The sequence below is a fragment of the Kribbella sp. NPDC020701 genome (assembly GCF_055562215.1).
This window is the reverse complement of record NZ_JBVHFT010000003.1, coordinates 409310-430113: the sequence shown is the minus strand read 5'-3', so window position 1 is coordinate 430113 and position 20804 is coordinate 409310. Positions and strand designations below refer to the sequence as shown.

Below are 20804 nucleotides of genomic sequence, written 5' to 3'. Positions count from 1 at the left end.
GTTGTGGATGACCTCTTCGCACCCTCGGATGTCAGCTGGACGCCGGTCTCGCCGAAGCTGGCCACGGTCCGGCGGCTGAACTCGGCGCTCATGTTCGGCGTGGCCGGGATCGGCGCGCTGGTCGTACTCGGGCTGACCGCGGGCTGGACGTACGGCGTACTCGCGCTGGTCGTGCTCGGAGCCGGGTTCGTCTGGTCGTGGGTGCTGATCGGCCGCAACCAGCGGTCCTGGAAGTACGCCGAACGCGACGACGAACTGCTGGTCAGCCACGGGATCATGTTCCGCGAGCTCGTGGTCGTGCCGTACGGGCGGATGCAGTTCGTCGACGTGACCGCGGGGCCGCTGGAGCGCGCGTACGGGATCGCGACCGTGGAGCTGCACACGGCGACGCCGGCGACGGACGCCAAGATCCCCGGCCTGCACCCGGACGAGGCCGGCCGGCTGCGCGACCGCCTCTCCGCTCTCGGCCAGGCTCAGGCGTGGGGCCTGTGACCGAGCCGGCGCCCGGGCAGACCGCGGTCGCGGAGCAGACCGGGGCGCGATTGCACCCACTCACCCCCTTCGTGAAGGGCTGGGGCTACTTCGTCGTCGCGGCCTTCGCACTGGTCAACAACGAGGGCCTGCGGAGCAATCTGGAGCTGGCCGGCATCGGACTGGCCGTCGTACTCGTCGGCGGCATCCTGCTCGGCGCGCTGTCGTGGTGGTTCACCAAGTGGCAGCTGACCGATGACGCGATCCGGGTGGACAGCGGGTTCCTGTTCCGGCGGACGCGGATCATCCGGTTCGACCGGATCCAGGCGATCGACGTGGCCCAGCCGATCGTCGCTCGTCTGTTCGGCATGGCCGAGCTGCGGATGGACGTCGCCGGCGGTGGCAAGAGCGACGGCAAGCTGAGCTACTTCCGGTACGACGAGGCGGGCAAGCTCCGCACGATTCTGCTGGTCCGGGCCAAGGGTGGGCGCGTCGCGGAGCAACAGGAACAGCAGGTGGCGTCCGAGCCGCTCCTGGTGGTCCCGACGAGTCGCCTGCTCGGTGCGACCCTGCTGTCGTCCACAGTCCTCGGTAGTGCGGGCGCTCTGATCTGGTTGATCGTCGCCACGATGGTGCTGGACTTCCACATCGGTCTGTTCGCCGCTCTGCCGCTGGCGTTCGGTGTGGTGCAGCCGATCTGGAAGCAGGTCGTCGGCAACCACGGCTTCACCTTGTCGGAGACCGACCATGGTCTACGGACCAAGCGCGGTCTGCTCGATGTGCAACGCCAGACCGTGCCGCCGGGCCGTGTCCAGGGGCTGCTGATCACCGAGCCACTGATCTGGCGGCTGCTGGGCTGGGCCCGGGTCGAGCTGGACATAGCCGGTGTGGCGGGCAACAGGGAGGACGGCGACGACGAGCGCGAAGGCGCTCAGCTCCTGCCGGTCGGCGACCGTGGCGAGGTGGCTGGCGTGCTCGCCCGCATCCTGCCGGGGCTCGACCTCGCGCGCATCCAGATGCATGTCGCACCGGAGCGCGCCAAATGGCTGCGCCCGGTCGGCTGGCGCTACCTCGCGTACGGCGCTGACGACCAGGTAATGGTCACAGTCCGCGGCTGGGTGAGCCGCCGTACCTCGATCGTGCTGAACCACAAGACCCAGTCGGTGCGGCTCGAACAAGGCCCGCTCCAACGTCGCCTGGGCCTGGCCAACGTCCACGTGGACACCCCGCTCGGCCCGACCGACGCCATCGCGCTCCACCGCGACCAGTTCGAGGCAGCGGCGCTGGTGCAGGCTCAGGCCGACAGAGCCCGCGAAGCCCGCCGTACGGCGTCCGCACCGGCCGCTGTCCACACCCAGCCGAACCCTCCGAGCCCGGACGGGTCCAGTAGCTCGGCAGCCTCGCCGGCCGACGACAGCTCGGCCAGGTAGCGCAGCGGTTCCGTCTGAGCCAGCTCCAGGCTCGGACGGGCCGCACTGACCCCCAGAGCGCGCAGGGCGTCCCGCTGGCGCACGATCGACCCGCCCAGCGAGTCCAGTGCCACGTGGGCTGTCACGTCGCAGGAGCCGTCCAGGACGGGTTCACACTCCCGGCCGGCGCGGAAGCCGGTGAGAGTCCCGTACGGCGGGCGGTCGGCGCGTACGTGGCCGTAGTCGATCGCCACCGCGACCGCACCGTCGGCCAAGCGATTGATCACGGACGTCCAGGCCTCGTCGCGGGTCAGGCCGATCTCGGCCCGATCCCCGGGCTCGCCGGGCCACCACCGCTCCAGCCACTCCAGGTCGTTGCCGCTGACAACAGCTGTCGGAGTGAGGTCGGCGGACAGGTACCGGGGTGTGCCGTCCTCGTCCCACTCCACGAGCTCGCACGGGACGTTGTCGAGCCACTCGTTGGCGACGACTAGACCAGTGAGCGTGGCGGGAAGGTGGTCGTCGAGCTCGATCTCCACGACAGCCAGGCCCTCGGCCCGCAACACCTTGCCCAACTCACCGGACCCGGCGCCGATATCCACAACCTGCTCGGCCCCGACCGCGCGAGCCAGCCGACCGATGGCCTGCCCAAACAGCGGCGAAGCATGCACGGACGTCCGAAAGTGCGCGCCCGGCCGCTCCCGCCGATAAAAACCGTCAGCCCCATACAGCGCCGTGTCCCAAGCCTCCCGAAACGTGCTCATGCGCCCAACGAAACCGCGCCGAACTGCCGCCAGCGGTCCGTGGATGGCGCGAGGTTGGGGACTGTGATCAGGATCGCGGTCAATCCGCTGCGCGTGGCCCAGGCATCGCTCACCAAGGCATGCTCTCATCACCTAGGCTGGCGAGTAGATCGTCTGGTACCCCGAGTGGGACTGGAACGAAGAGAGTGAGTGATGGAACGGATCGGCTTGATCGGAGCCGGCCGGGCCGGGACCGCCCTGGGAGCAGCCTTGGCGGCAGCCGGGCATCGGTTGGTCGGCGTCACCGCACGGTCGAGCGCGTCACGTGAACGCGCCGCCCGGCTTCTTCCGCGTGTGCCCGTGCTGACCCCCGATGAGGTCACGTCCCGCGCCGACGTCGTCCTGGTCGCCGTACCGGATGACCTGATCTATGACGTGGCTCACGCGCTGCCGTTGACCAGTGCGCAGTACGTCGTCCATCTGTCCGGAGCACACGGGCTCGGACCGCTGGCCGGGCTGGCTGCGACACCGGTGGCGCTGCATCCGTCGATGACGTTTCCTGGCGGCCCGGTCCGGCTGGACGGTGTCATGTTCACGGCCACTGCGCCGGACGAGGCACGGGCGATGGTGGAGCGGCTGGTGAAGGCCCTCGGGGCACAGCTGCAGTGGGTCGACGACGAGCAGCGGGCGCGGTACCACGCGGGCCTCGTGCACGGCGCGAACCACCTGACAACGTTGCTTACGCAGGCGATCGACGTACTGCGGGAGGCAGGCGTCGACGATCCGGCGGCAACGCTTCGGCCACTCGTGGCCGCAACGCTCGACAACACGCTGCGATCCGGTCATCATGCGCTCACCGGGCCGATCGCGCGGGGCGATATCGACACGGTGGCAGCACATCTGGCGGCACTGCGGGACTCGACGGCGCGTACGTACGCCGAACTGGCCCGGGCGACGGTGGAGTTGGCGGCGGCGGACGGACGACTGGACCCGGAGACAGCGGCCCGCTTCGGCGAGGTGCTGAGCGGGCACTCGACCGAGCGGGATCGGACAGGGGAGGCACCGCGATGAGACTCACCCAGACGAAGGCCGAGCTGCGAGCGGCCGCGGCGATCCGGCCGCGGGCGGTCGTGATGACGATGGGCGCCCTGCACGAGGGCCATGCGGCCCTGCTGGCCGAGGCTCGCGAGCGGGTCGGGCCGGACGGCAGTGTGGTACTGACGATCTTCGTGAACCCGCTGCAGTTCGGGCCGACCGAGGACTTCGACCGCTATCCCCGCACGCTGGCCAGTGACCTTGCGATCGCCAAGAACGAGGGCGTCGACCTGGTCTTCAACCCGTCCCGCGACGAGCTCTACCCGAACGAGCCGTCCATCACCGTGCATCCCGGCCCGCTGGCCGACGAGCTCGAGGGCATGGTACGGCCGGGCCACTTCGCCGGTGTGCTGACCGTGGTGGCGAAGATGCTGCACCTGACCGCGCCCGATCTGGCCTTGTTCGGCGAGAAGGACTACCAGCAGCTCACGCTGATCCGCGAGATGGTGTGCGACCTCGACTGGGACGTCGACATCGTCCCGGTGCCCACTGTGCGCGAGCCCGACGGACTGGCGATGTCCTCACGCAACCGCTACCTCGACGAGACCGAGCGTGACGAGGCGCTGGTGCTCTACCGCGCGCTCACCGCCGGAGCGAAGGCCGGGATGAACGGCCCGGACGCCGTGATGGCCGCCGCGCACGCCGAGCTGGAGGCGGTCCCGACGGTGAAGATCGACTACCTCGCCCTGCGCGCACCGGATCTGGGCCCGGTGATCGGTCCGGGGGAGGCCCGCATGCTGATCGCGGCCCGCGTGGGGATGACCCGTCTCATTGACAACATTTCCATCACCCTTCGATGAAATCGATTGATACCGTCGCGGGATGAGTGCACCCGCAGTCCCGCAACGGCTCTCCGCGCCCGAGGCCGGCTGGACCGACACCGTGGACGTCGTGGTGATCGGTTCCGGCATCGCCGGGCTGACCGCCGCCTTGAAGGCCCGTGAGCTGGGCTCCGTGCTGGTGGTGACCAAGGATGTCGTCGCGTCCGGCTCGACCCAGTGGGCCCAGGGCGGGATCGCCGCGGCGCTCGATCCGGAGGACTCACCCGAAGAGCACCTCCAGGACACCTTGGTCGCGGGCGCCGGCCTCAGTGATCCGGAGGCTGTGCGCGTGCTCGTCACTGAGGGACCGGAAGCCGTTCACGACCTGATCGAACTGGGCGCCCGCTTCGACACCCTGGCCGACGGCGAGATCTCGCTGGGACGTGAAGGTGGGCACCACCGCAATCGGATCGCCCACGCGGGCGGTGACGCTACCGGTGCCGAAATCGAGCGCGCACTCGTCGCGGCGGTCAAACGGGCCAAGGACATCCGGCTGATCGAGCACGCCCTCGTCCTCGACCTGCTGACCGCCGAGGACGGGGCGATCGCCGGCGTCACCCTGCACGTCATGGGTGAAGGCCAGTTGGACGGCGTCGGAGCGATCCGGGCCCGGGCCGTCATCCTCGCGTCGGGCGGCATCGGCCAGCTGTACGCCGCCACCACGAACCCGAGCGTCTCGACCGGAGACGGCATGGCGCTGGCGTTGCGCGCCGGCGCGAAGGTGCGGGACCTGGAGTTCGTGCAGTTCCACCCGACCGTGCTGTGGCTGGGCAAGAGCGCGAAAGGCCAGCAACCGTTGGTCTCCGAGGCCGTCCGGGGCGAGGGCGGGTTCCTGGTCGACCACGAGGGCAACCGGTTCATGCTGGGCCGGCACGAGCTGGCCGATCTCGCTCCGCGGGACATCGTGGCGAAGGCGATCATGCGGCAGATGCTTGCTACCGGCAAGGATCACGTCTACCTGGACGCGCGGCATTTCGGCGACGAGAAGTGGCGGGTGCGGTTCCCGACCATCCTGGCGTCCTGCCGTTCGCACGGTATCGACCCGGTCCGCGAACTGATCCCGGTCGCACCGGCCTGCCACTACTCCTCCGGCGGGGTGTGGACCGACCTGCACGGGCAGACGTCCGTGCCCGGGCTGTACGCGTGCGGTGAGGTCGCCTGCACCGGCGTGCACGGCGCCAACCGGCTCGCCTCGAACTCCCTGCTCGAAGGGCTCGTCTTCGCCCGCAGGATCGCCGCTCACCTGGCGAAGGGGCTGCCCGAGCACCGCGAGCCGGCCGACGACCTCCGGGTCCCCGGTCTGGTCGATGCGGACGTCGTACCCGAGCTGCAGCGGGTGATGACGATCGGCGCCGGCGTGATCCGGAGTGCGACCGGACTGTCGGAGGCCGGCGCGACACTCGGCAAGCTGATCGAGCAGCCGGCCGGCGAGCCCGGTACGCCGGGCTGGGAGGCGACCAACCTGGTCACGGTGGCCTCCGCACTGATCGCCGCCGCGACCGCGCGCGAGGAGAGCCGCGGCTCCCACTGGCGTGAGGACCACCCGGATCGCGATGACGCGCAGTGGTCGGGCAATCTGGACCTCACCCTCCCGTCCGAGGGCAAGACCGCGAGACCGACGACGACGTTCGTCCCGCATGAATCCGAGGAGAACCACCAGCATGGATGAGACTGTCGACCGGCAGTGGGTCGGTGACCTCGTACGGGCCACGATCGAGGAGGACCTGGCCGGTGGCGTCGACGTCACCACGACCGCCACGGTCGAGGAGGACCAGGTCTCCGTGGCCGAACTGGTCGCCCGGTCCGATGGCGTCGTGGCCGGCCTGGAGATCGCCGAGCTGGTGCTCCGGCAGGTCGCCGCTCCGGGCGAGGTCGAGCTCGAGTACTCGGTCCGCGACGGTGCCTCGGTGCGCCAGGGCGACGTCCTGATGACGATCCGCGGCAAGACCCGCCAGCTGCTGACCGCCGAGCGGACGACGCTCAACCTGCTGTGCCACCTGTCCGGCGTCGCCACGCTGACCCGGAAGTGGGTGGACGCGGTCGAGGGCACCGGCGTGGTCATTCGCGACACCCGCAAGACGATGCCGCTGCTCCGGTCCCTGGAGAAGTACGCCGTCCGGTGCGGTGGCGGGAAGAACCACCGGATGGGCCTGTCCGACGCGGCGCTGATCAAGGACAACCACGTGGTCGCGGCCGGCGGTGTCGCCGAGGCGTTCCGGCTGGTCCGCAAGGCGTACCCGGACATCGCGGTCGAGGTCGAGGTGGACACGGTCGAGGACGCGCTGATCGCGCTGGAGGCCGGTGCCGACCTGATCCTGCTGGACAACATGGACATCCCGTCGCTGCGCGAGGCGGTCGAGAAGGTGGCCGGCCGGGCGCGCCTGGAGGCCTCCGGCGGCCTGACGCTCGACCAGGCCAGGGCAGTCGCCGAGACCGGTGTCGACTACTTCGCGGTCGGGGCGCTCACCCACTCCGCGCCGGTGCTCGACATCGCCTTGGACCTGCAGGAGGCCTGAGCCCGATGCTGCTCGCCGTCGCCGTCGAGAACACCCGGACCCTCGTCGGCCTGGTCTTCGAGGGGACGGTCAAGCGGCACTGGTGGGTCGGCACGGACCCTCGCCGGACCGCGGACGAGTGGGCGGTGCTGCTGCAGGGGTTGCTGGCCGGCGAGTCCCCGGTGGACGGGATCGCCGTGTGTTCCGCCGTACCGCATGTGCTGCACGAGCTACGGGACGTGGTCGCGCGGTACTACCAGGACGTGCCGAGCGTCGTGGTCGAGCCGGGGGTGAAGACCGGGCTGCCGGTGCTCGTGGACAACCCGCGCGAGGTCGGCACCGACCGGATCGCCAACGCGCTCGCGGCGGTCCATCGGTACGGCGCTCCGTGCCTGGTCGTCGACGTCGGTACGGCGATCACCATCGACGTGGTCAACCCGGCCGGCGCCTTCATCGGCGGAGTGATTGCCCCCGGCATCGAGACCGCGACCGATGCGCTCGGCAACGCGGCCGCCCAGTTGCGCCGGGTCGAGCTGGTCCGGCCGCGGTCGGTGGTTGCCAAGAACACCGTCGAAGCCCTGCAGTCCGGTGCGATCCACGGCTTCGCCGCTCTCGTCGACGGGCTGGTGGAGCGGATCCGGACCGAGCAGTCCCTGAGCCCTGACACGCCCGTGGTGCTCACGGGAGCGCTGGCTCCGCTGCTCGCCGGCGAGCTGTCGGCACCGATCCGTCACGAGCCGTTGCTCACCTTGCACGGTCTGCAGCAGGCCTTCGCCCGTAACCACCAGTAGCTGCCCGATCGGGTAAATGCTCTTGTGCCCTTGAGGTGACGTGGACCACCATGAAGGCAGCTACGGTGGGAGGAGACCATGAGAGCTACTTATCGGGTACTGGCCGGTCTTGTTGCGATCGGCGTTGTTCTGCAGGCGATGTTCATCGCGCTCGCCTGGTTCACGGCGATCAAGGACATCGACGACGGCCTGGTGGTCGACAAGAACTACGACGGCAACACCGGGCACATGCTGCACGGCCAGTTCGGAATGATGGTGATCCCGCTGATCGCGCTGTTGCTGCTGGTCGTGTCGTTCTTCGCGAAGGTGCCGGGCGGAATCAAATGGGCACTGTACGTCGTCGGCCTGGTCGCGCTGCAGATCGCGCTCGCGTTCGTGTCGTTCGGCGCGCCCGTGGTCGGGCTGCTGCACGGTCTGAACGCGTTCGCGCTGATCGCCGTCGCGAGTATGGCGGCGCGACGAGCCTCCGCTGCACCGGTGGTGGCCACTGAGACCACCAGCACCGTCTAGATGCCTCTGGCAACTAACCTGGCCGGGCATCGCCGACTGCTGATCGCGATCCTCGCGACCGTCGTCGTGCTGGCGCCGATCGCCTTCTTCTGGCAACGCAGCCTGGTGCCGAACGACCTGTCGCCGATGGCGATGGGGTACGCCGACTACGGCGGTGGGCCGGCGACGGCGCATGCGCATCACGGGGTGGACGTCAGCACGCTCAAAGGTCCGGCCAGGCCCGCGGACGTGTCTGTGGATCTCGTTGCCCGTAAGGAGAAGTTCGACATCCCCGGCCGCGGGTCGATGGATGGCTACACGCTGAACCACACGTCGCCCGGACCTCAGATCGTCGCGAAACAAGGCGATCTGATCCAGGTGACCCTGCACAACGAGTCCGTGCCCGACGGGATCACGCTGCACTGGCACGGCGTCGACGTACCGGCGGCCGAGGATGGTGTCGCCGGAGTCACCCAGGACGCGGTCGGAGTCGGCAAGTCGTTCGTCTACACCTTTGTCGCGAAGGACGCCGGCACGTACTGGTACCACTCCCACCAGGTCTCCCACGAGCAGGTGAAGAACGGTCTGTACGGCGTACTGATCGTCAAACCCACGCCCGCCGACGTGATCGCCGCCGTCCACACCTACAACAAGGTGCGGACCGTCAACGGCGCGTACGGCGAACGTCGGGTGGCCGCACCTGGTCCGACGGTCCGGGTCCGGCTGATCAACACCGACAACGGACCAATGGCGGCTTGGGTCGACGGAGCGCCGTACAAGGTCGTCGCGGTGGACGGGACCGACGTGAACGCTCCGCCTGAGGTGAGCAACAAGAGCGTGCTCGTCACCGCGGGCGGCCGGATCGACCTCGAGGTGACGATGCCGGCAGGTTCGGCGGTGCGGATCGGCCTGGGTGGTGGGCCGACCACTCTGGTGATCGGCGACGGCGGTGCGCCGGCTGGTGCCCAGCCGCGGGATCAGGTCGACCTGTTGACCTATGGCTCACCGAAGGCGCTTCCGTTCGATCCGGTGAAGGCGACGCGGGCGTTCCAGTACAACATCGGCCGGCGGATCGGGTTCTTCGACGGGAAGCCTGGGCTTTGGTGGACGATCAACGGGCATCAGTTCCCGGACGTGCCGATGTTCGTGGTGACCGAGGGGGACATCGTCCGGATGACGATCAAGAACACGTCCGGTCAGGTCCATCCGATGCACCTGCACGGTCACCATGTCGTCGTCCTGAGTCGCAACGGCGTGGCCGCGACCGGCAGTCCGTGGTGGACCGATTCGCTCAACGTCGAGGACGACGAGTCCTATGAGGTCGCATTCGTCGCGGACAATCCAGGGATCTGGATGGATCACTGCCACAACCTGCCGCACGCGGCTCAGGGCCTGGTCACGCACCTGATGTACACCGGGGTCACCACCAACTTCCACCTCGGCGGCGGACCGGACAATCAGCCCGAGTGAATCGGGCGCCCGACGGTGAGCGCCGTACGGAGGCCTTCCGGCAGGTTGTCGAAGGCGGAGTCGGGTGGAGTGCCGGTCGCTTCGAGTGTCTTGGAGAAGAAGCAACGCACGGCCGCGGCCAGCACGACGTCGAGGACGTCCGCGTCGGACAGGCCGAGCGCCTTCAGGGCGTCCACATCCGCCTGCGTGATGTCGTCGGCCGACAGCGCGACCTTCCGGGCGAAGGCCATCACCGCCCGGTCGACCGGGTCGTTGGGCGGCTCGGTGACCAGAGCGGCGACCTCCTCGGCGGTGTAGTACTTGTCCGCCAGCACTTGGCCGTGCGCGAGGGAGCAGTAGCTCGATTTCAGCGCGGTCGCGGCGGCCAGGGTCGCCAGCTCGTACCGGCGCAGGTCCATGGACTCCTTGATCGCGCCGTTGAGCTGCTTCCACGCGTCGAACACGGCCGGTCGCGCCGCGAACGTGGTGACGAAGTTGGGCACGTGCCCCGCCGGTGCCCGGTTCTGCTCGAAGAACTCCGGGTCCTTCGGTGTGTCGATGAATGCCATCCTGGTATCCCCCCCTTGGTGCTCCTTCACGGTAGAAGCGCCGTACCGATTCGGCAACGGGGCTTCAGGGGAGGCGCCTGGAACTGGGTATGGTTCACCCGATCGGTTGTGAGGCAGCTGAGACGAGGTGATCCGAGTGCGGCGCTGGTTCGCCGTGGCGCTGGCAGTGCTGGTCGGGGCGACCGCACTGACTGCTTGCGCGTCGGACCCGATGCCCACCGATGTCACGGTTGCCTGGGCTCCCAAGGGCCGGGCCGCCGTCCTGGTCACCTGGAAGGACTCCAACGCCCCGAACCGGATCACCATCGAAGGTGTGCTCAGCGAGAGTCCGTCGTACGTGAAGTACCTGCCGGCCGGCGAGCCGAACAGCTGGGAGATCCCGACCTCGGTCTTCCCGCCGGACGGGAACTACAAGGTGGCGGTCGCCGCCGGTACGTCACAGGGCGGCGTGACCAGCAAGCTCGCCCGCTCCGTCGTGTTCGACACCGACGGCCCGGTTCGGCCGAGCGCCGCCGCGGCGTCCCCGCTGGGCCGGGGTGTGCTGGTCAAGTGGGCGGTGCCGGCCGCACCGCAGGACTTCACCCCGAACGACCCGCTCGACGTGAAGGGCCCGCGCACCCAGCGGTACGTGCCGATGATCGGCCGGACCGGGCAGCAGCTGCGGGTGATCGGCCCGGCGACCACGTCGACGCGGCAGGTGATCAAGAGCATCAAGCCGCCGTACGTCTTCCAGCTCCGGACCCAGAACGAGTGGAGCACCCGGATGGGCGGGGAGGTGTTCGGCGTGACCAGCTCGATCAACTCGGCCGTGCCCGCCCTGGCGCAGTTCGGCGTGCCGATCGTGGTCCGGGGGCGAGTCGTCCTGCAGCAGGTCACGTGTGAGGTGGAGACGCCGTGCGTGCAGCACCGGGCGACCCCGGCCGGCGTGCCGGTGGTGGTGCTGACCCAGATCACTCCGGGTGCCCGCTGGACCCCGGCGGCCCGGGGTACGACGACCGCGGGTGGCCACTACAACATCGCCGTACCGACCGGGGCGAGTCGTCCGTACAAGCTCTCGGTCCCGGCGTACAGCAAGGACGGCGTGATCACGGGCCCCGCGACCGACAAGCCGGCGTACACCAAGACGGTGGTCCGGGTCGCGGCGGCCGGGTTCATCGGCGGGGAGACGTCGAAGAAGCGGGGCTCGAGCGTCACGGTCTTCGCGACGGTGCAGCCGGCGATGAACACCACCGCGATGCTGCAGGCGTGGAACCGGCACACCCGCAAGTGGGTCAACCAGAAGGCGACGCCGATGCGTAAGGGCCAGACCTCACTGGCCTTCATCGCTGGGCCGGCCGGTGACTTCGTCTACCGGTTCGTGATCCCCAACGCGATGATGCTCGGCCGGCCGATGGCTGGGACCACCACGCCGCCGCTGGCGCTACACGTCCGCTGACTGAGGCTCCGGTGCTGCCGGGGCGGTGTGCCGGCGGCGCCGGACCTTGTGGACGACGTACGCCGCGACCGCGAGCACCGCGATGACCACCAGGGCCCAGACCGACAGCCGGCCGAAGATCTGGTCCGCGTTGTCGCCGATCTTGTACGCCACCAGGCCGATCGTGGTGGCCCAGGCGATACCGCCGGCGGCGTTCGCGGCCAGGAACCGGGGGTAGTGCATCCGCAGCATGCCGGCCATCGGGCCGGCGAAGATCCGCAGCAGCGCCACGAAGCGCCCGAAGAACACCGTCCAGACGCCGTACTTGTGGAAGTACTTCTCGGCCCGGACGATCCGATCCTCGGAGAAATGGTGGAACCGGCGGCCGAGCCGCTCGAACAGGCCGCGACCGGCCTTGCGACCGATGAAGTACCCGATCGAGTCGCCGACGATCGCCCCGATCGCGGCCGCGGCGATCACGTACTGGATGTGCAGGTGCCCCTGGGAGGCGAGCAGCGCCGCCGCGATCAGCGTGGTCTCACCCGGTAAGGGCACCCCCATGCTCTCGATACCGATGACGAGTCCGACCACCAGATACGCCAGGATCGCGACCCCACCGGTCGGGATCACGATCGCCAGCGCGAGCCAAGGTTCCCCCATGCACCCATAGTGACATTCGGGGGCAACCGATTAGGTGACCAGGCACCTACTTGGGGGGAATCTCAGGGACGTGGCCGTTGGGAACCTCGGGGACCTGGCCGACGGGGAGGTCGGGGAGGGAGCCGTTGAAGGCCTTGGTGACGCTCTGCAACGCGGCGGTGACCTCGGAGGGGATCACCCAGAACGTGTTGCCGGGGCCTTTGGCGAGCTCGGGCAGCATCTGCAGGTACTGGTACGCGAGCAGCTTCGGGTCCGGGTCGTTGCGGTGGATCGCCTCGAACACCGTGTCGATCGCCTTCGCCTGGCCCTCGGCCCGCAGGATCGCCGCCTGCCGCTCGCCCTCGGCGGTCAGGATCCGGGACTGCCGCACGCCCTCGGCGGTGAGGATCGCGGCCCGCTTCTCCCGGTCCGCCCGCATCTGCTTCTCCATCGACTCCTTGATCGACGGCGGCGGGTCGATCGCCTTCAGCTCGACCCGGTTCACCCGGATGCCCCATTTGCCCGACGCCTCGTCCAGTACGCCGCGGAGCTGGGAATTGATGTGCTCGCGGGACGTCAGCACCTTCTCCAGGTCCAGGCTGCCGATCACGTTGCGCAGTGTGGTGACGGTGAGCTGCTCGATCGCCTGCTCGAAGTTGGCGATCTCGTACGCCGCCGCGCGGGGATCGGTGACCTGGACATAGAGCACCGTGTCGATGTCGACGACCAGGTTGTCCTCGGTGATCACCGAGCGCGGCTCGAACGAGATCACCTGCTCGCGCAGGTCGATCAGTTGCCGGGGCCGGTCGACGAACGGGATGAGGATGTTCAGCCCGGGTTCGAGGGTGCGCAGGTACCGGCCCAGACGTTCGACATTGCTGGCCCGTGCCTGCGGCACGATCCGGACCGTCCGGATGACCAGCACGATGGCGAGCAGGGCGACGATCAGTCCGATGATCAGTTCGGCCATGGATCCTCCTGAGGATGCACGAGGGCGGTAGCGCCCTCGATGGCGAAGACGTCGACCCTGGTGCCCGCGGGGATGAGCAGGTCCGGGTCGTACGAGCGAGCGCTCCACTCCTCGCCGCCGATCTTGACCCGGCCGGGTTCGCGGCCGCACGGGGTCAGGACGACGGCCTCACGCCCGATCAGCGCGGCCACGCCGCTGCGCAGCTGGGGGTGTCCCATCAGGTGCCGGCGCGCAACCGGGCGGACCAGCGTGATCATCGCGGCGGCGGTGACCGCGAACGCGAGCAACTGCAGCCCGATTCCCAGGCCCAGGCCGGCGATCCCGGCCGCGGCCAGCGCGGCGACGGCGAGCAGGAGCAGATCGAAGGTCGCGGTCATCAACTCGGCCGTGCCGAGGATGCCGGCGATGATCAACCACAGAACCCAGGACTGCATAACGGACCACCTAGCGGCGGAAAGTACCTCTCTTTCGAAGGTACTCCGGGATACGCGGATCCGTAGCTAACGGTTCAGCTATGGTGTGGCGGGTTCCCGGTCGGTACGACGGCCAGCAGCATGCTGATCGAGCGGGTGCCGGCCGGGTGGGACGTCGCCGTCCGTCCCTTGCGGAACCCGTCGATCACGTCGTTCAGGTCCTTCGCGAGCTGCTCGGTCTCCTCGCGGGTCAGCCACAGCCGGTTCCGGCCCAGCGTGCTGAGGTCCTCCCACGGGTCGTCCGCCGACAGCTCCTCGAACTGCTCCAGCACCCGGTCGACGTTGGTCCGCATCATCGCGTGGGCGGCCACCCGGCCGGATTCGGCCGACTGCGACGTGATCTGCAGCCCGGTGCCGAGCGCGCGCCAGGGGCGCTCCCGGCCGTCCGAAGACGCCTCGGCGCGCTCGACGATGCCCCAGCGCTCCAGCGCCCGGAGGTGGTAGCTGGTCGCCGACGGGGTCAGGCCGGCCAGCTCGGCGCACTCGGTCGCGGTCAGCACGCGGCCGCTGTAGAGCTCGTCGATGATCCGCTGCCGGGCCGGATGGGCCAGGGCGCGGATCGCCCGCGGGTCGCTGATCACGACGCGCTTGTTCCGGGAGTTCTTCGCGGCCACGAGGTCAGCGTAGCGAAGGTCTTGACGCCGGTAAATGTGAAGCATTGACTTCATAATTATGAAGCAAACCCTTCAGACTTCGATCTGGTCATTCCGGGACATCCGCCTGGTGCTGCCGGCTCGCGCGCTCTCCTACGCCGGCGACTCGGTCGCCCTGATCGCCTTGATGCTGCGGGTCTCCGACCACGGTGGGGGCCCGGCCGCGATCACGGCCCTGCTGCTGGCGTTCGCCGTACCGATCGTCGTGATGATCCCGTTCGCGGGCCGGATCGTGGACAGCTATGACTCCCGCACAGTCCTCGTCTGGGCCTCACTGCTGCAGGCGGTCGCAGGTGTCGGGATCGCCTTCAGTCATGGGCTTGTAGAGACGGTGGCTCTGGTCTGTGTGTTGCAGCTGGGGCAGTCGGTCGCCGGTCCGGCCTGGGGTGCGCTGATTCCCAAGATCGTGGGGGAGGACCTCGTCGGGCGGACCACCGGCACCAGCCAGGCGCTGATCGGCGCGGCGACCTTGGCCGGCTCGGCGGCGGGCGGCGTACTGGTCGGGTGGTCCGGGGACCGGGGTGCGCTGCTGGTCGACGCCATGACCTTCGTCGGTCTCGCTGTGGTCGCGCAGTTGGTACGGACGCGCCGGCGGCCGGAACCGGGGAGCGTGAAGCAGAGTGGTGGCCTGATGGCCGGACTGCGGAGCATCTTCGGCGACGACCTGCTGCGGGTGCTGCTGCCGGCGCTCTGGATCTTCGTAGTGGTCGGCGAGGCCGTCAACGTCGTCGAGGTCTTCCTGGTCACCGACGAGATCGGACTGGGTCCGACGGCCTTTGGTCTGATCGGAGCTCTCACCGGAGCGGGTGCGATCGTCGGTGCTTGGAGCAGCGGCCGGTTGCGGGACGACCGGATCCGGTCCAGGGCCGTGCTGGCCGGGATGGCCACGATCGGCGCATCCAGCGTGCTGATGGGCCTCGCCGGCGGTGTGCTGACGCTAGGCCTCGGCGCTCTGACCATCGGCGTCGGTAGCGGCATGCTGAACGCGTCGGTCAGCTCGCTGGTGGTGACGAGGACGGCCGACCACCTGCGCGGCCGGGTGAACGCCGCCATGAACGGGACGATCCGCTGCTTCAGCATCCTGGCGCTGCTGCTCGGCGGGATCGTCGGTGCGGTACTCGGGCCGCGCGGCACCTTCGTCGGCGGCGGAGTGCTGGGCGTGCTGACCGCTCTGGTGGCCGGCGTACTGCTCACTGTGAGTGGGGTGCGGGCAGGAAAGGATTCGTTGGTGAAGGCAGTCAGTCACTAGCCTTTAGGCATGACTGACGCACACGTGGACCCGGTGAACCCCGACAGCGGGCAGGACGACCTGCCCGAGCAGATGCGGGTCCGCCTGGAGAAGCGTGACCGCCTGCTGGCGGAAGGAGTGCAGCCATATCCGATCTCGGTGCCGCGGACGCACCTGCTGAAGGACCTGCGAGCCACCTACGACGCCCAGGACCTGGAGCCCGACACCAAGACCGGTGAGCAGGTTTCGGTGGCCGGCCGGGTGATCTTCCTGCGCAACACCGGGAAGCTGTGCTTCGTCAGGCTCCGCGAAGGGGACGGGACCGAGCTTCAGGTGATGCTGTCGGTGGCTGATCTCGGTGAGGAAGGGCTGGCCCGGTTCAAGCAACTCGTCGACATCGGCGACCTGCTGTCCGTCCAGGGCGAGGTGGTGACGAGTCGCCGCGGTGAGCTGTCCGTGCAGGCGACCGGCTGGCAGATGGCCGCCAAGACGCTGCGCCCGCTCCCGAACGAGCACAAGCCGCTGAACGAGGAGGCGCGCGTCCGGCTCCGGTACGTCGACCTGATCGTCCGCCCCGAGGCCCGTGAGATGGTCCGGGCGAAGGCCGCCGTACTCAAGTCGCTGCGCTCGACCTACGACGAGCACGGCTTCCTCGAGGTCGAGACGCCGGTGCTGCAGCTCACCAACGGTGGCGCGGCGGCCCGGCCGTTCGCGACCCACCTGAACGCGTTCGACCAGGAGATGAAGCTGCGGATCGCGCTCGAGCTCGATCTCAAGCGAGCCATGATCGGCGGCGTCGACCGGGTCTACGAGATCGGCCGGACGTTCCGCAACGAGGGACTCGACTCCACCCATGCCGCGGAATTCTCGATGATCGAGGCGTATCAGGCGTACGGCGATTACGACACGATGGCCGAACTCATCGAGGACCTGATCCGGAACGCCGGCCGGGCGATCGGCCGCACCGTGATCACCGCGCGCGACGGTTCGACCATCGATCTGGAGCAGCCGTTCCGGCACGCGACCCTTTTCGAACTCGTCTCCGAGGCGGTCGGCGAGACGGTCGACTTCAGCACCGACACGGCCACGCTGACCAAGCTGGCCGACCAGCATGACGTCGAGCTGCAGCCGGGCTGGAATGGCGGTGAGATCGCGCTGGAGTTGTACGAGAAGCTGGTCGAGCACACCCTGATCCAGCCCACCTATGTCCGCGACTATCCGGAGTCGGTACGGCCGCTGGCCAAGCCGCACCGCGAAATTCCGGGCCTGGTCGAGGCGTGGGACATCATCATCAACGGGGTCGAGCTCGGCACCGCCTACTCGGAGCTGAACGACCCGGTGATCCAGCGTGAACGCCTGGTAGCGCAGTCGATGCTGGCCGCCGCCGGTGACCCGGAGGCGATGGAGCTGGACGAGGACTTCCTGCGGGCGATGGAGTTCGGGATGCCGCCGGCCGGTGGTATGGGGATGGGCCTGGACCGGCTGATCATGCTGTTCACCGGCGCCGGTATCCGGGAGACGATTCTGTTCCCCTTGCTCCGGCCGGAGTGATTCCGCAAACCCCGGCCAAACCCAGGCCCCGGGCGTTGCCGCGATCGTTGCGTAGCACAACGGACGGTCACGGCAATTCCCGGGGTCCTTTTCATTCTGGTCCAACCGGTTTCCCCGGCGGTAGGACGGTGTGAATACTCAAGGTGACCTCGGATGCACAGCGTCGATCGCCACCACCTGATCCCGGAGGATTTGGTCACATCTTTCCGGCACATTCCCGATGGTGAATGACACGAGGCCGGTTTGTGCGGTACAAATCAGGTGCTAACAATTCGGCAAGGGGGATTGTGCCCGATGGCGGGCGCGGAAAGGTTGTCATCGATGGCACAAAGGGTGCAGGTGGTTCTCGAGGACGATCTCGACGGCGGTAAGGCCGACGAGACCGTGACCTTCGGGCTGGACGGTACGACGTACGAGATCGACCTGTCCAAGAAGAATGCCGCCAAGCTGCGTGACGCCCTGGCCGGCTACGTCGGCTCCGGGCGCCGGGTGTCCGGTCGCCGCGGTGCGGCGGGCCGGTCGCGAGGCCGTGGCCGGTCGGCGTCGGACTCCGCCGACATCCGGGCCTGGGCCAAGGACAACGGCTACGACGTGAGCGAGCGGGGACGGATCTCCGCCGAGGTGCGCGCGGCGTACAACGAAGCCAAGTAATTCCCAGCACTGCCGGTCCCGGCCCCTGTGGGGTGCCGGGACCGTCCGCATTCCGGTTGTTTCACACTGTGGACACATCGGTCCGGGGCGGATGGCTGACCGGACAAGTAGTCCGGTGAATTCGCTGGTGGCGAACACGCTGTCGGATCGTGCTCAGGCGGGAACACCCTGGAGATCAGCGGGGTTGTTCCCTTGTGATGCCGCCCGGCCGGTCGTTGATGCGGTGAGCAGGTGTTCGCCCAGAGCGAGCTTGTAGGTGCCGGGGACTAGCATGCATGTACGGGGGTCGGGCCACACGGTACGTCCGACTCCTCTGAGGCAAGGAGCGCTTTGGCGATGTTTGAACGATTTACGGACCGCGCCCGTCGGGTAGTCGTCCTGGCTCAGGAAGAGGCCAGGATGCTCAGCCACAACTACATCGGGACCGAGCACATCCTGCTCGGCCTGATCCACGAGGGTGAAGGGGTCGCCGCCAAGGCTCTCGAGAGCCTGGGTATCTCGCTCGAGGCCGTCCGCTCCCAGGTCGAGGAGATCATCGGCCAGGGGCAGCAGGCACCGAGCGGGCACATCCCGTTCACCCCCCGCGCCAAGAAGGTGCTGGAGCTCTCCCTGCGCGAGGCCCTGCAGCTGGGCCACAACTACATCGGCACCGAGCACATCCTGCTCGGCCTCATCCGCGAGGGTGAGGGTGTCGCCGCGCAGGTCCTGGTCAAGCTCGGCGCGGACCTGAACAAGGTCCGGCAGCAGGTCATCCAGCTGCTGAGCGGGTACCAGGGCAAGGAGCCGTCGAGCGCCGGTGCGCCCACCGAGGGTGCGCCCAGCAGCTCTCTGGTGCTCGACCAGTTCGGCCGGAACTACACCCAGTCCGCTCGTGAGGCGAAGCTCGACCCGGTGATCGGGCGCGAGAGCGAGATCGAGCGGGTCATGCAGGTGCTGTCCCGGCGGACCAAGAACAACCCTGTCCTGATCGGTGAGCCGGGTGTCGGCAAGACCGCGATCGTGGAGGGTCTGGCCCAGCAGATCGTCCGCGGTGACGTCCCGGAGACACTCAAGGACAAGCAGATCTACTCCCTCGACCTGGGCGCCCTGGTGGCCGGTTCGCGCTATCGCGGTGACTTCGAGGAACGCCTGAAGAAGGTGCTCAAGGAGATCCGTACCCGCGGCGACATCGTGCTGTTCATCGACGAGATCCACACCCTCGTCGGGGCCGGCGCGGCCGAGGGCGCGATCGACGCGGCGAGCATCCTGAAGCCGATGCTGGCCCGCGGTGAGCTGCAGACCATCGGTGCCACCACCCTCGACGAGTACCGCAAGTACGTCGAGAAGGACGCCGCGCTGGAGCGCCGGTTCCAGCCGATCCAGGTGGCCGAGCCCTCGATCGCGCACACGATCGAGATCCTCAAGGGCCTGCGGGACCGCTACGAGGCGCACCACCGGGTGACCATCACCGACGCCGCGCTGGTGAACGCCGCGCAGATGGCCGACCGGTACATCTCCGACCGGTTCCTGCCGGACAAGGCGATCGACCTGATCGACGAGGCCGGGGCCCGGCTGCGGATCCGCCGGATGACGGCTCCGCCGGACCTGCGCGAGTTCGACGAGAAGATCGCGACCGTGCGCCGGGAGAAGGAGTCGGCCATCGACGCGCAGGACTTCGAGCGCGCCGCCGGTCTCCGCGACGACGAGAAGAAGCTGATCAACGCCAAGTCGGAGCGCGAGAAGCAGTGGAAGGCCGGCGACATGGACGTCGTCGCCGAGGTCGACGAGGAGCTCATCGCCGAGGTGCTGAGCACCGCGACCGGCATCCCCGTCTTCAAGCTGACCGAGGAGGAGTCCTCCCGGCTGCTCGACATGGAGAAGGAACTGGCCAAGCGGTACATCGGCCAGGAGGACGCGGTCAAGGCGCTGTCCCGCTCGATCCGGCGTACGCGCGCCGGCCTGAAGGACCCGCGCCGCCCGAGCGGCTCGTTCATCTTCGCCGGCCCGTCCGGTGTCGGTAAGACCGAGCTGTCCAAGGCGCTGACCGAGTTCCTGTTCGGCGACGAGAACGCGCTGATCAGCCTCGACATGTCGGAGTACTCCGAGAAGCACACCGCGTCCCGGCTGTTCGGTTCACCGCCTGGGTACGTCGGCTACGAAGAGGGTGGCCAGCTGACCGAGAAGGTCCGCCGCAAGCCGTTCTCCGTGGTGCTGTTCGACGAGGTCGAGAAGGCCCACCCGGACATCTTCAACTCGCTGCTGCAGATCCTGGACGAGGGTCGTCTGACCGACGCCCAGGGCCGCGTGGTCGACTTCAAGAACACCGTCATCATCATGACCACCAACCTGGGCACCAAGGACATCGCCAAGGCGGTCAGCCTCGGGTTCTCCCAGGCCAGCGACGTCGGTGGCTCGTACGAGAAGATGAAGGCGAAGGTCACGGAGGAGCTCAAGCAGCACTTCCGCCCGGAGTTCCTGAACCGCGTCGACGAGATCGTGGTGTTCCACCAGCACGACATGGCGGCGATCGTTCGGATCGTCGACCTGATGGTCGCGCAGGTGGAGGAGCGGCTGAAGGACAAGGACATGGGCATCGAGCTCACGCCGGCGGCGAAGGAACTGGTCGCCAAGCGGGGCTTCGACCCGGTCCTGGGAGCTCGCCCGCTGCGCCGCGCCCTGCAGCGCGACGTGGAGGACATCCTGGCCGAGAAGATCCTGTTCGGGGAACTGCGTCCCGGCCAGATCGTCGTGGTCGACGTCGCCCCCGAGGGCACGGTCAACGAGGACGGCGTCACCGAGTACTTCACCTTCACCGGCAACCCGAAGTCGACGGCTCCCGACCTGGAGCTGACCGACCTCGCCGCCGGCGGAAGCTCGGGTCTGCAGGACACGTAACCCGCACCAACCGCACAGC

19 protein-coding genes and 1 pseudogene are annotated in these 20804 nt (G+C 68.5%); 14 read left to right on the top strand and 6 right to left on the bottom strand.

The features are described from left to right. The first annotated feature begins 3 nt into the window (after positions 1 to 3). Together ACZ3HV_RS09200 and ACZ3HV_RS09195 are read left to right on the top strand one after the other, a co-directional pair. On the top strand, positions 4 to 492 hold the full coding sequence (locus ACZ3HV_RS09200) for a PH domain-containing protein (RefSeq protein WP_465682464.1): 489 nt from the start codon (positions 4 to 6) through the stop codon (positions 490 to 492). Beyond that, a complete protein-coding gene (locus ACZ3HV_RS09195) occupies positions 489 to 1901 on the top strand; it encodes a PH domain-containing protein (RefSeq protein ID WP_465682462.1) in 1413 nt (470 codons plus the stop codon). The genes ACZ3HV_RS09200 and ACZ3HV_RS09195 overlap by 4 nt, the downstream gene beginning before the upstream one ends. A gap of 107 nt (positions 1902 to 2008) precedes the next feature. On the opposite strand, the pseudogene ACZ3HV_RS09190 reads toward ACZ3HV_RS09195, so the two are convergent. Further along, positions 2009 to 2644: pseudogene (locus ACZ3HV_RS09190) on the bottom strand (SAM-dependent methyltransferase); the annotation flags it as partial. 192 nt (positions 2645 to 2836) lie between these two features. Between ACZ3HV_RS09190 and ACZ3HV_RS09185 the strand changes: the two are divergent. From ACZ3HV_RS09185 to ACZ3HV_RS09155, 7 genes are all read left to right on the top strand, one after another. After that, complete coding sequence (locus ACZ3HV_RS09185) at positions 2837 to 3694, top strand: Rossmann-like and DUF2520 domain-containing protein (RefSeq protein WP_465682460.1); 858 nt, start codon at positions 2837 to 2839, stop codon at positions 3692 to 3694. Next, positions 3691 to 4518: a pantoate--beta-alanine ligase gene (panC, locus tag ACZ3HV_RS09180; RefSeq protein ID WP_360360178.1), complete on the top strand. Its 828-nt coding sequence runs from the start codon at positions 3691 to 3693 to the stop codon at positions 4516 to 4518. The genes ACZ3HV_RS09185 and panC overlap by 4 nt, the downstream gene beginning before the upstream one ends. 22 nt (positions 4519 to 4540) lie before the next feature. Further along, on the top strand, positions 4541 to 6208 hold the full coding sequence (locus ACZ3HV_RS09175) for an L-aspartate oxidase (RefSeq protein ID WP_465682458.1): 1668 nt from the start codon (positions 4541 to 4543) through the stop codon (positions 6206 to 6208). After that, positions 6201 to 7055, top strand: a complete 855-nt coding sequence (gene nadC, locus ACZ3HV_RS09170; RefSeq protein WP_465682456.1) for a carboxylating nicotinate-nucleotide diphosphorylase — start codon at positions 6201 to 6203, stop codon at positions 7053 to 7055. The genes ACZ3HV_RS09175 and nadC overlap by 8 nt, the downstream gene beginning before the upstream one ends. 5 nt (positions 7056 to 7060) lie before the next feature. After that, positions 7061 to 7825, top strand: coding sequence for a type III pantothenate kinase (locus ACZ3HV_RS09165; RefSeq protein ID WP_465682454.1), 765 nt, complete (start codon positions 7061 to 7063; stop codon positions 7823 to 7825). 78 nt (positions 7826 to 7903) lie between these two features. Further along, a complete protein-coding gene (locus tag ACZ3HV_RS09160) occupies positions 7904 to 8335 on the top strand; it encodes a hypothetical protein (protein WP_465682452.1) in 432 nt (143 codons plus the stop codon). Then, a complete protein-coding gene (locus ACZ3HV_RS09155; protein WP_465682450.1) occupies positions 8336 to 9784 on the top strand; it encodes a multicopper oxidase family protein in 1449 nt (482 codons plus the stop codon). Here the strand turns inward: ACZ3HV_RS09155 and ACZ3HV_RS09150 are convergent. After that, the gene (locus tag ACZ3HV_RS09150; RefSeq protein ID WP_465682448.1) at positions 9772 to 10332 is read right to left on the bottom strand and encodes a carboxymuconolactone decarboxylase family protein; all 561 of its coding nucleotides are present in this window, start codon (positions 10330 to 10332) and stop codon (positions 9772 to 9774) included. The two genes, ACZ3HV_RS09155 and ACZ3HV_RS09150, sit on opposite strands and share 13 nt — an antisense overlap. 136 nt (positions 10333 to 10468) lie before the next feature. Here ACZ3HV_RS09150 and ACZ3HV_RS09145 point away from each other — a divergent pair, with 136 nt between their 5' ends. Next, positions 10469 to 11767 (top strand): hypothetical protein, encoded by a 1299-nt coding sequence (locus tag ACZ3HV_RS09145; protein WP_465682446.1) that lies wholly within the window; start codon positions 10469 to 10471, stop codon positions 11765 to 11767. On the opposite strand, the gene ACZ3HV_RS09140 is transcribed toward ACZ3HV_RS09145, so the two are convergent. From ACZ3HV_RS09140 to ACZ3HV_RS09125, 4 genes are all read right to left on the bottom strand, one after another. Next, positions 11753 to 12406, bottom strand: coding sequence for a DedA family protein (locus ACZ3HV_RS09140; protein WP_465682444.1), 654 nt, complete (start codon positions 12404 to 12406; stop codon positions 11753 to 11755). The genes ACZ3HV_RS09145 and ACZ3HV_RS09140 overlap by 15 nt on opposite strands. A gap of 46 nt (positions 12407 to 12452) precedes the next feature. Next, positions 12453 to 13355 (bottom strand): SPFH domain-containing protein, encoded by a 903-nt coding sequence (locus ACZ3HV_RS09135; protein ID WP_465682442.1) that lies wholly within the window; start codon positions 13353 to 13355, stop codon positions 12453 to 12455. Further along, positions 13343 to 13789, bottom strand: coding sequence for an NfeD family protein (locus ACZ3HV_RS09130; protein ID WP_465682440.1), 447 nt, complete (start codon positions 13787 to 13789; stop codon positions 13343 to 13345). Before ACZ3HV_RS09130 ends, ACZ3HV_RS09135 begins: the two co-directional genes overlap by 13 nt. 74 nt (positions 13790 to 13863) lie before the next feature. Beyond that, positions 13864 to 14442, bottom strand: coding sequence for a helix-turn-helix domain-containing protein (locus ACZ3HV_RS09125; protein WP_465682438.1), 579 nt, complete (start codon positions 14440 to 14442; stop codon positions 13864 to 13866). Between the two features lie 58 nt (positions 14443 to 14500). Here ACZ3HV_RS09125 and ACZ3HV_RS09120 point away from each other — a divergent pair, with 58 nt between their 5' ends. From ACZ3HV_RS09120 to ACZ3HV_RS09105, 4 genes are all read left to right on the top strand, one after another. Further along, a complete protein-coding gene (locus ACZ3HV_RS09120; protein WP_465682436.1) occupies positions 14501 to 15730 on the top strand; it encodes an MFS transporter in 1230 nt (409 codons plus the stop codon). 9 nt (positions 15731 to 15739) lie between these two features. After that, positions 15740 to 17260 (top strand): lysine--tRNA ligase, encoded by a 1521-nt coding sequence (gene lysS / locus ACZ3HV_RS09115; RefSeq protein ID WP_465682434.1) that lies wholly within the window; start codon positions 15740 to 15742, stop codon positions 17258 to 17260. A gap of 321 nt (positions 17261 to 17581) precedes the next feature. Further along, on the top strand, positions 17582 to 17911 hold the full coding sequence (locus ACZ3HV_RS09110; protein WP_360360137.1) for a histone-like nucleoid-structuring protein Lsr2: 330 nt from the start codon (positions 17582 to 17584) through the stop codon (positions 17909 to 17911). 336 nt (positions 17912 to 18247) lie between these two features. Further along, entirely contained in the window at positions 18248 to 20785 is a 2538-nt protein-coding gene (locus ACZ3HV_RS09105) for an ATP-dependent Clp protease ATP-binding subunit (protein ID WP_465682432.1), read from the top strand. Positions 20786 to 20804: the final 19 nt, after the last annotated feature.

Excerpts from the sequence above, each read along its gene's own strand:
- ACZ3HV_RS09185 (WP_465682460.1), top strand. The coding sequence starts at position 2,837 with ATGGAACGGATCGGCTTGATCGGAGCCGGCCGGGCCGGGACCGCCCTG.
- panC (WP_360360178.1), top strand. The coding sequence starts at position 3,691 with ATGAGACTCACCCAGACGAAGGCCGAGCTGCGAGCGGCCGCGGCGATC.
- ACZ3HV_RS09175 (WP_465682458.1), top strand. The coding sequence starts at position 4,541 with ATGAGTGCACCCGCAGTCCCGCAACGGCTCTCCGCGCCCGAGGCCGGC.
- nadC (WP_465682456.1), top strand. The coding sequence starts at position 6,201 with ATGGATGAGACTGTCGACCGGCAGTGGGTCGGTGACCTCGTACGGGCC.
- ACZ3HV_RS09165 (WP_465682454.1), top strand. The coding sequence starts at position 7,061 with ATGCTGCTCGCCGTCGCCGTCGAGAACACCCGGACCCTCGTCGGCCTG.
- ACZ3HV_RS09160 (WP_465682452.1), top strand. The coding sequence starts at position 7,904 with ATGAGAGCTACTTATCGGGTACTGGCCGGTCTTGTTGCGATCGGCGTT.
- ACZ3HV_RS09155 (WP_465682450.1), top strand. The coding sequence starts at position 8,336 with ATGCCTCTGGCAACTAACCTGGCCGGGCATCGCCGACTGCTGATCGCG.
- ACZ3HV_RS09150 (WP_465682448.1), bottom strand. The coding sequence starts at position 10,332 with ATGGCATTCATCGACACACCGAAGGACCCGGAGTTCTTCGAGCAGAAC.
- ACZ3HV_RS09140 (WP_465682444.1), bottom strand. The coding sequence starts at position 12,406 with ATGGGGGAACCTTGGCTCGCGCTGGCGATCGTGATCCCGACCGGTGGG.
- ACZ3HV_RS09135 (WP_465682442.1), bottom strand. The coding sequence starts at position 13,355 with ATGGCCGAACTGATCATCGGACTGATCGTCGCCCTGCTCGCCATCGTG.
- ACZ3HV_RS09130 (WP_465682440.1), bottom strand. The coding sequence starts at position 13,789 with ATGCAGTCCTGGGTTCTGTGGTTGATCATCGCCGGCATCCTCGGCACG.
- ACZ3HV_RS09120 (WP_465682436.1), top strand. The coding sequence starts at position 14,501 with ATGAAGCAAACCCTTCAGACTTCGATCTGGTCATTCCGGGACATCCGC.
- lysS (WP_465682434.1), top strand. The coding sequence starts at position 15,740 with ATGACTGACGCACACGTGGACCCGGTGAACCCCGACAGCGGGCAGGAC.
- ACZ3HV_RS09110 (WP_360360137.1), top strand. The coding sequence starts at position 17,582 with ATGGCACAAAGGGTGCAGGTGGTTCTCGAGGACGATCTCGACGGCGGT.
- ACZ3HV_RS09105 (WP_465682432.1), top strand. The coding sequence starts at position 18,248 with ATGTTTGAACGATTTACGGACCGCGCCCGTCGGGTAGTCGTCCTGGCT.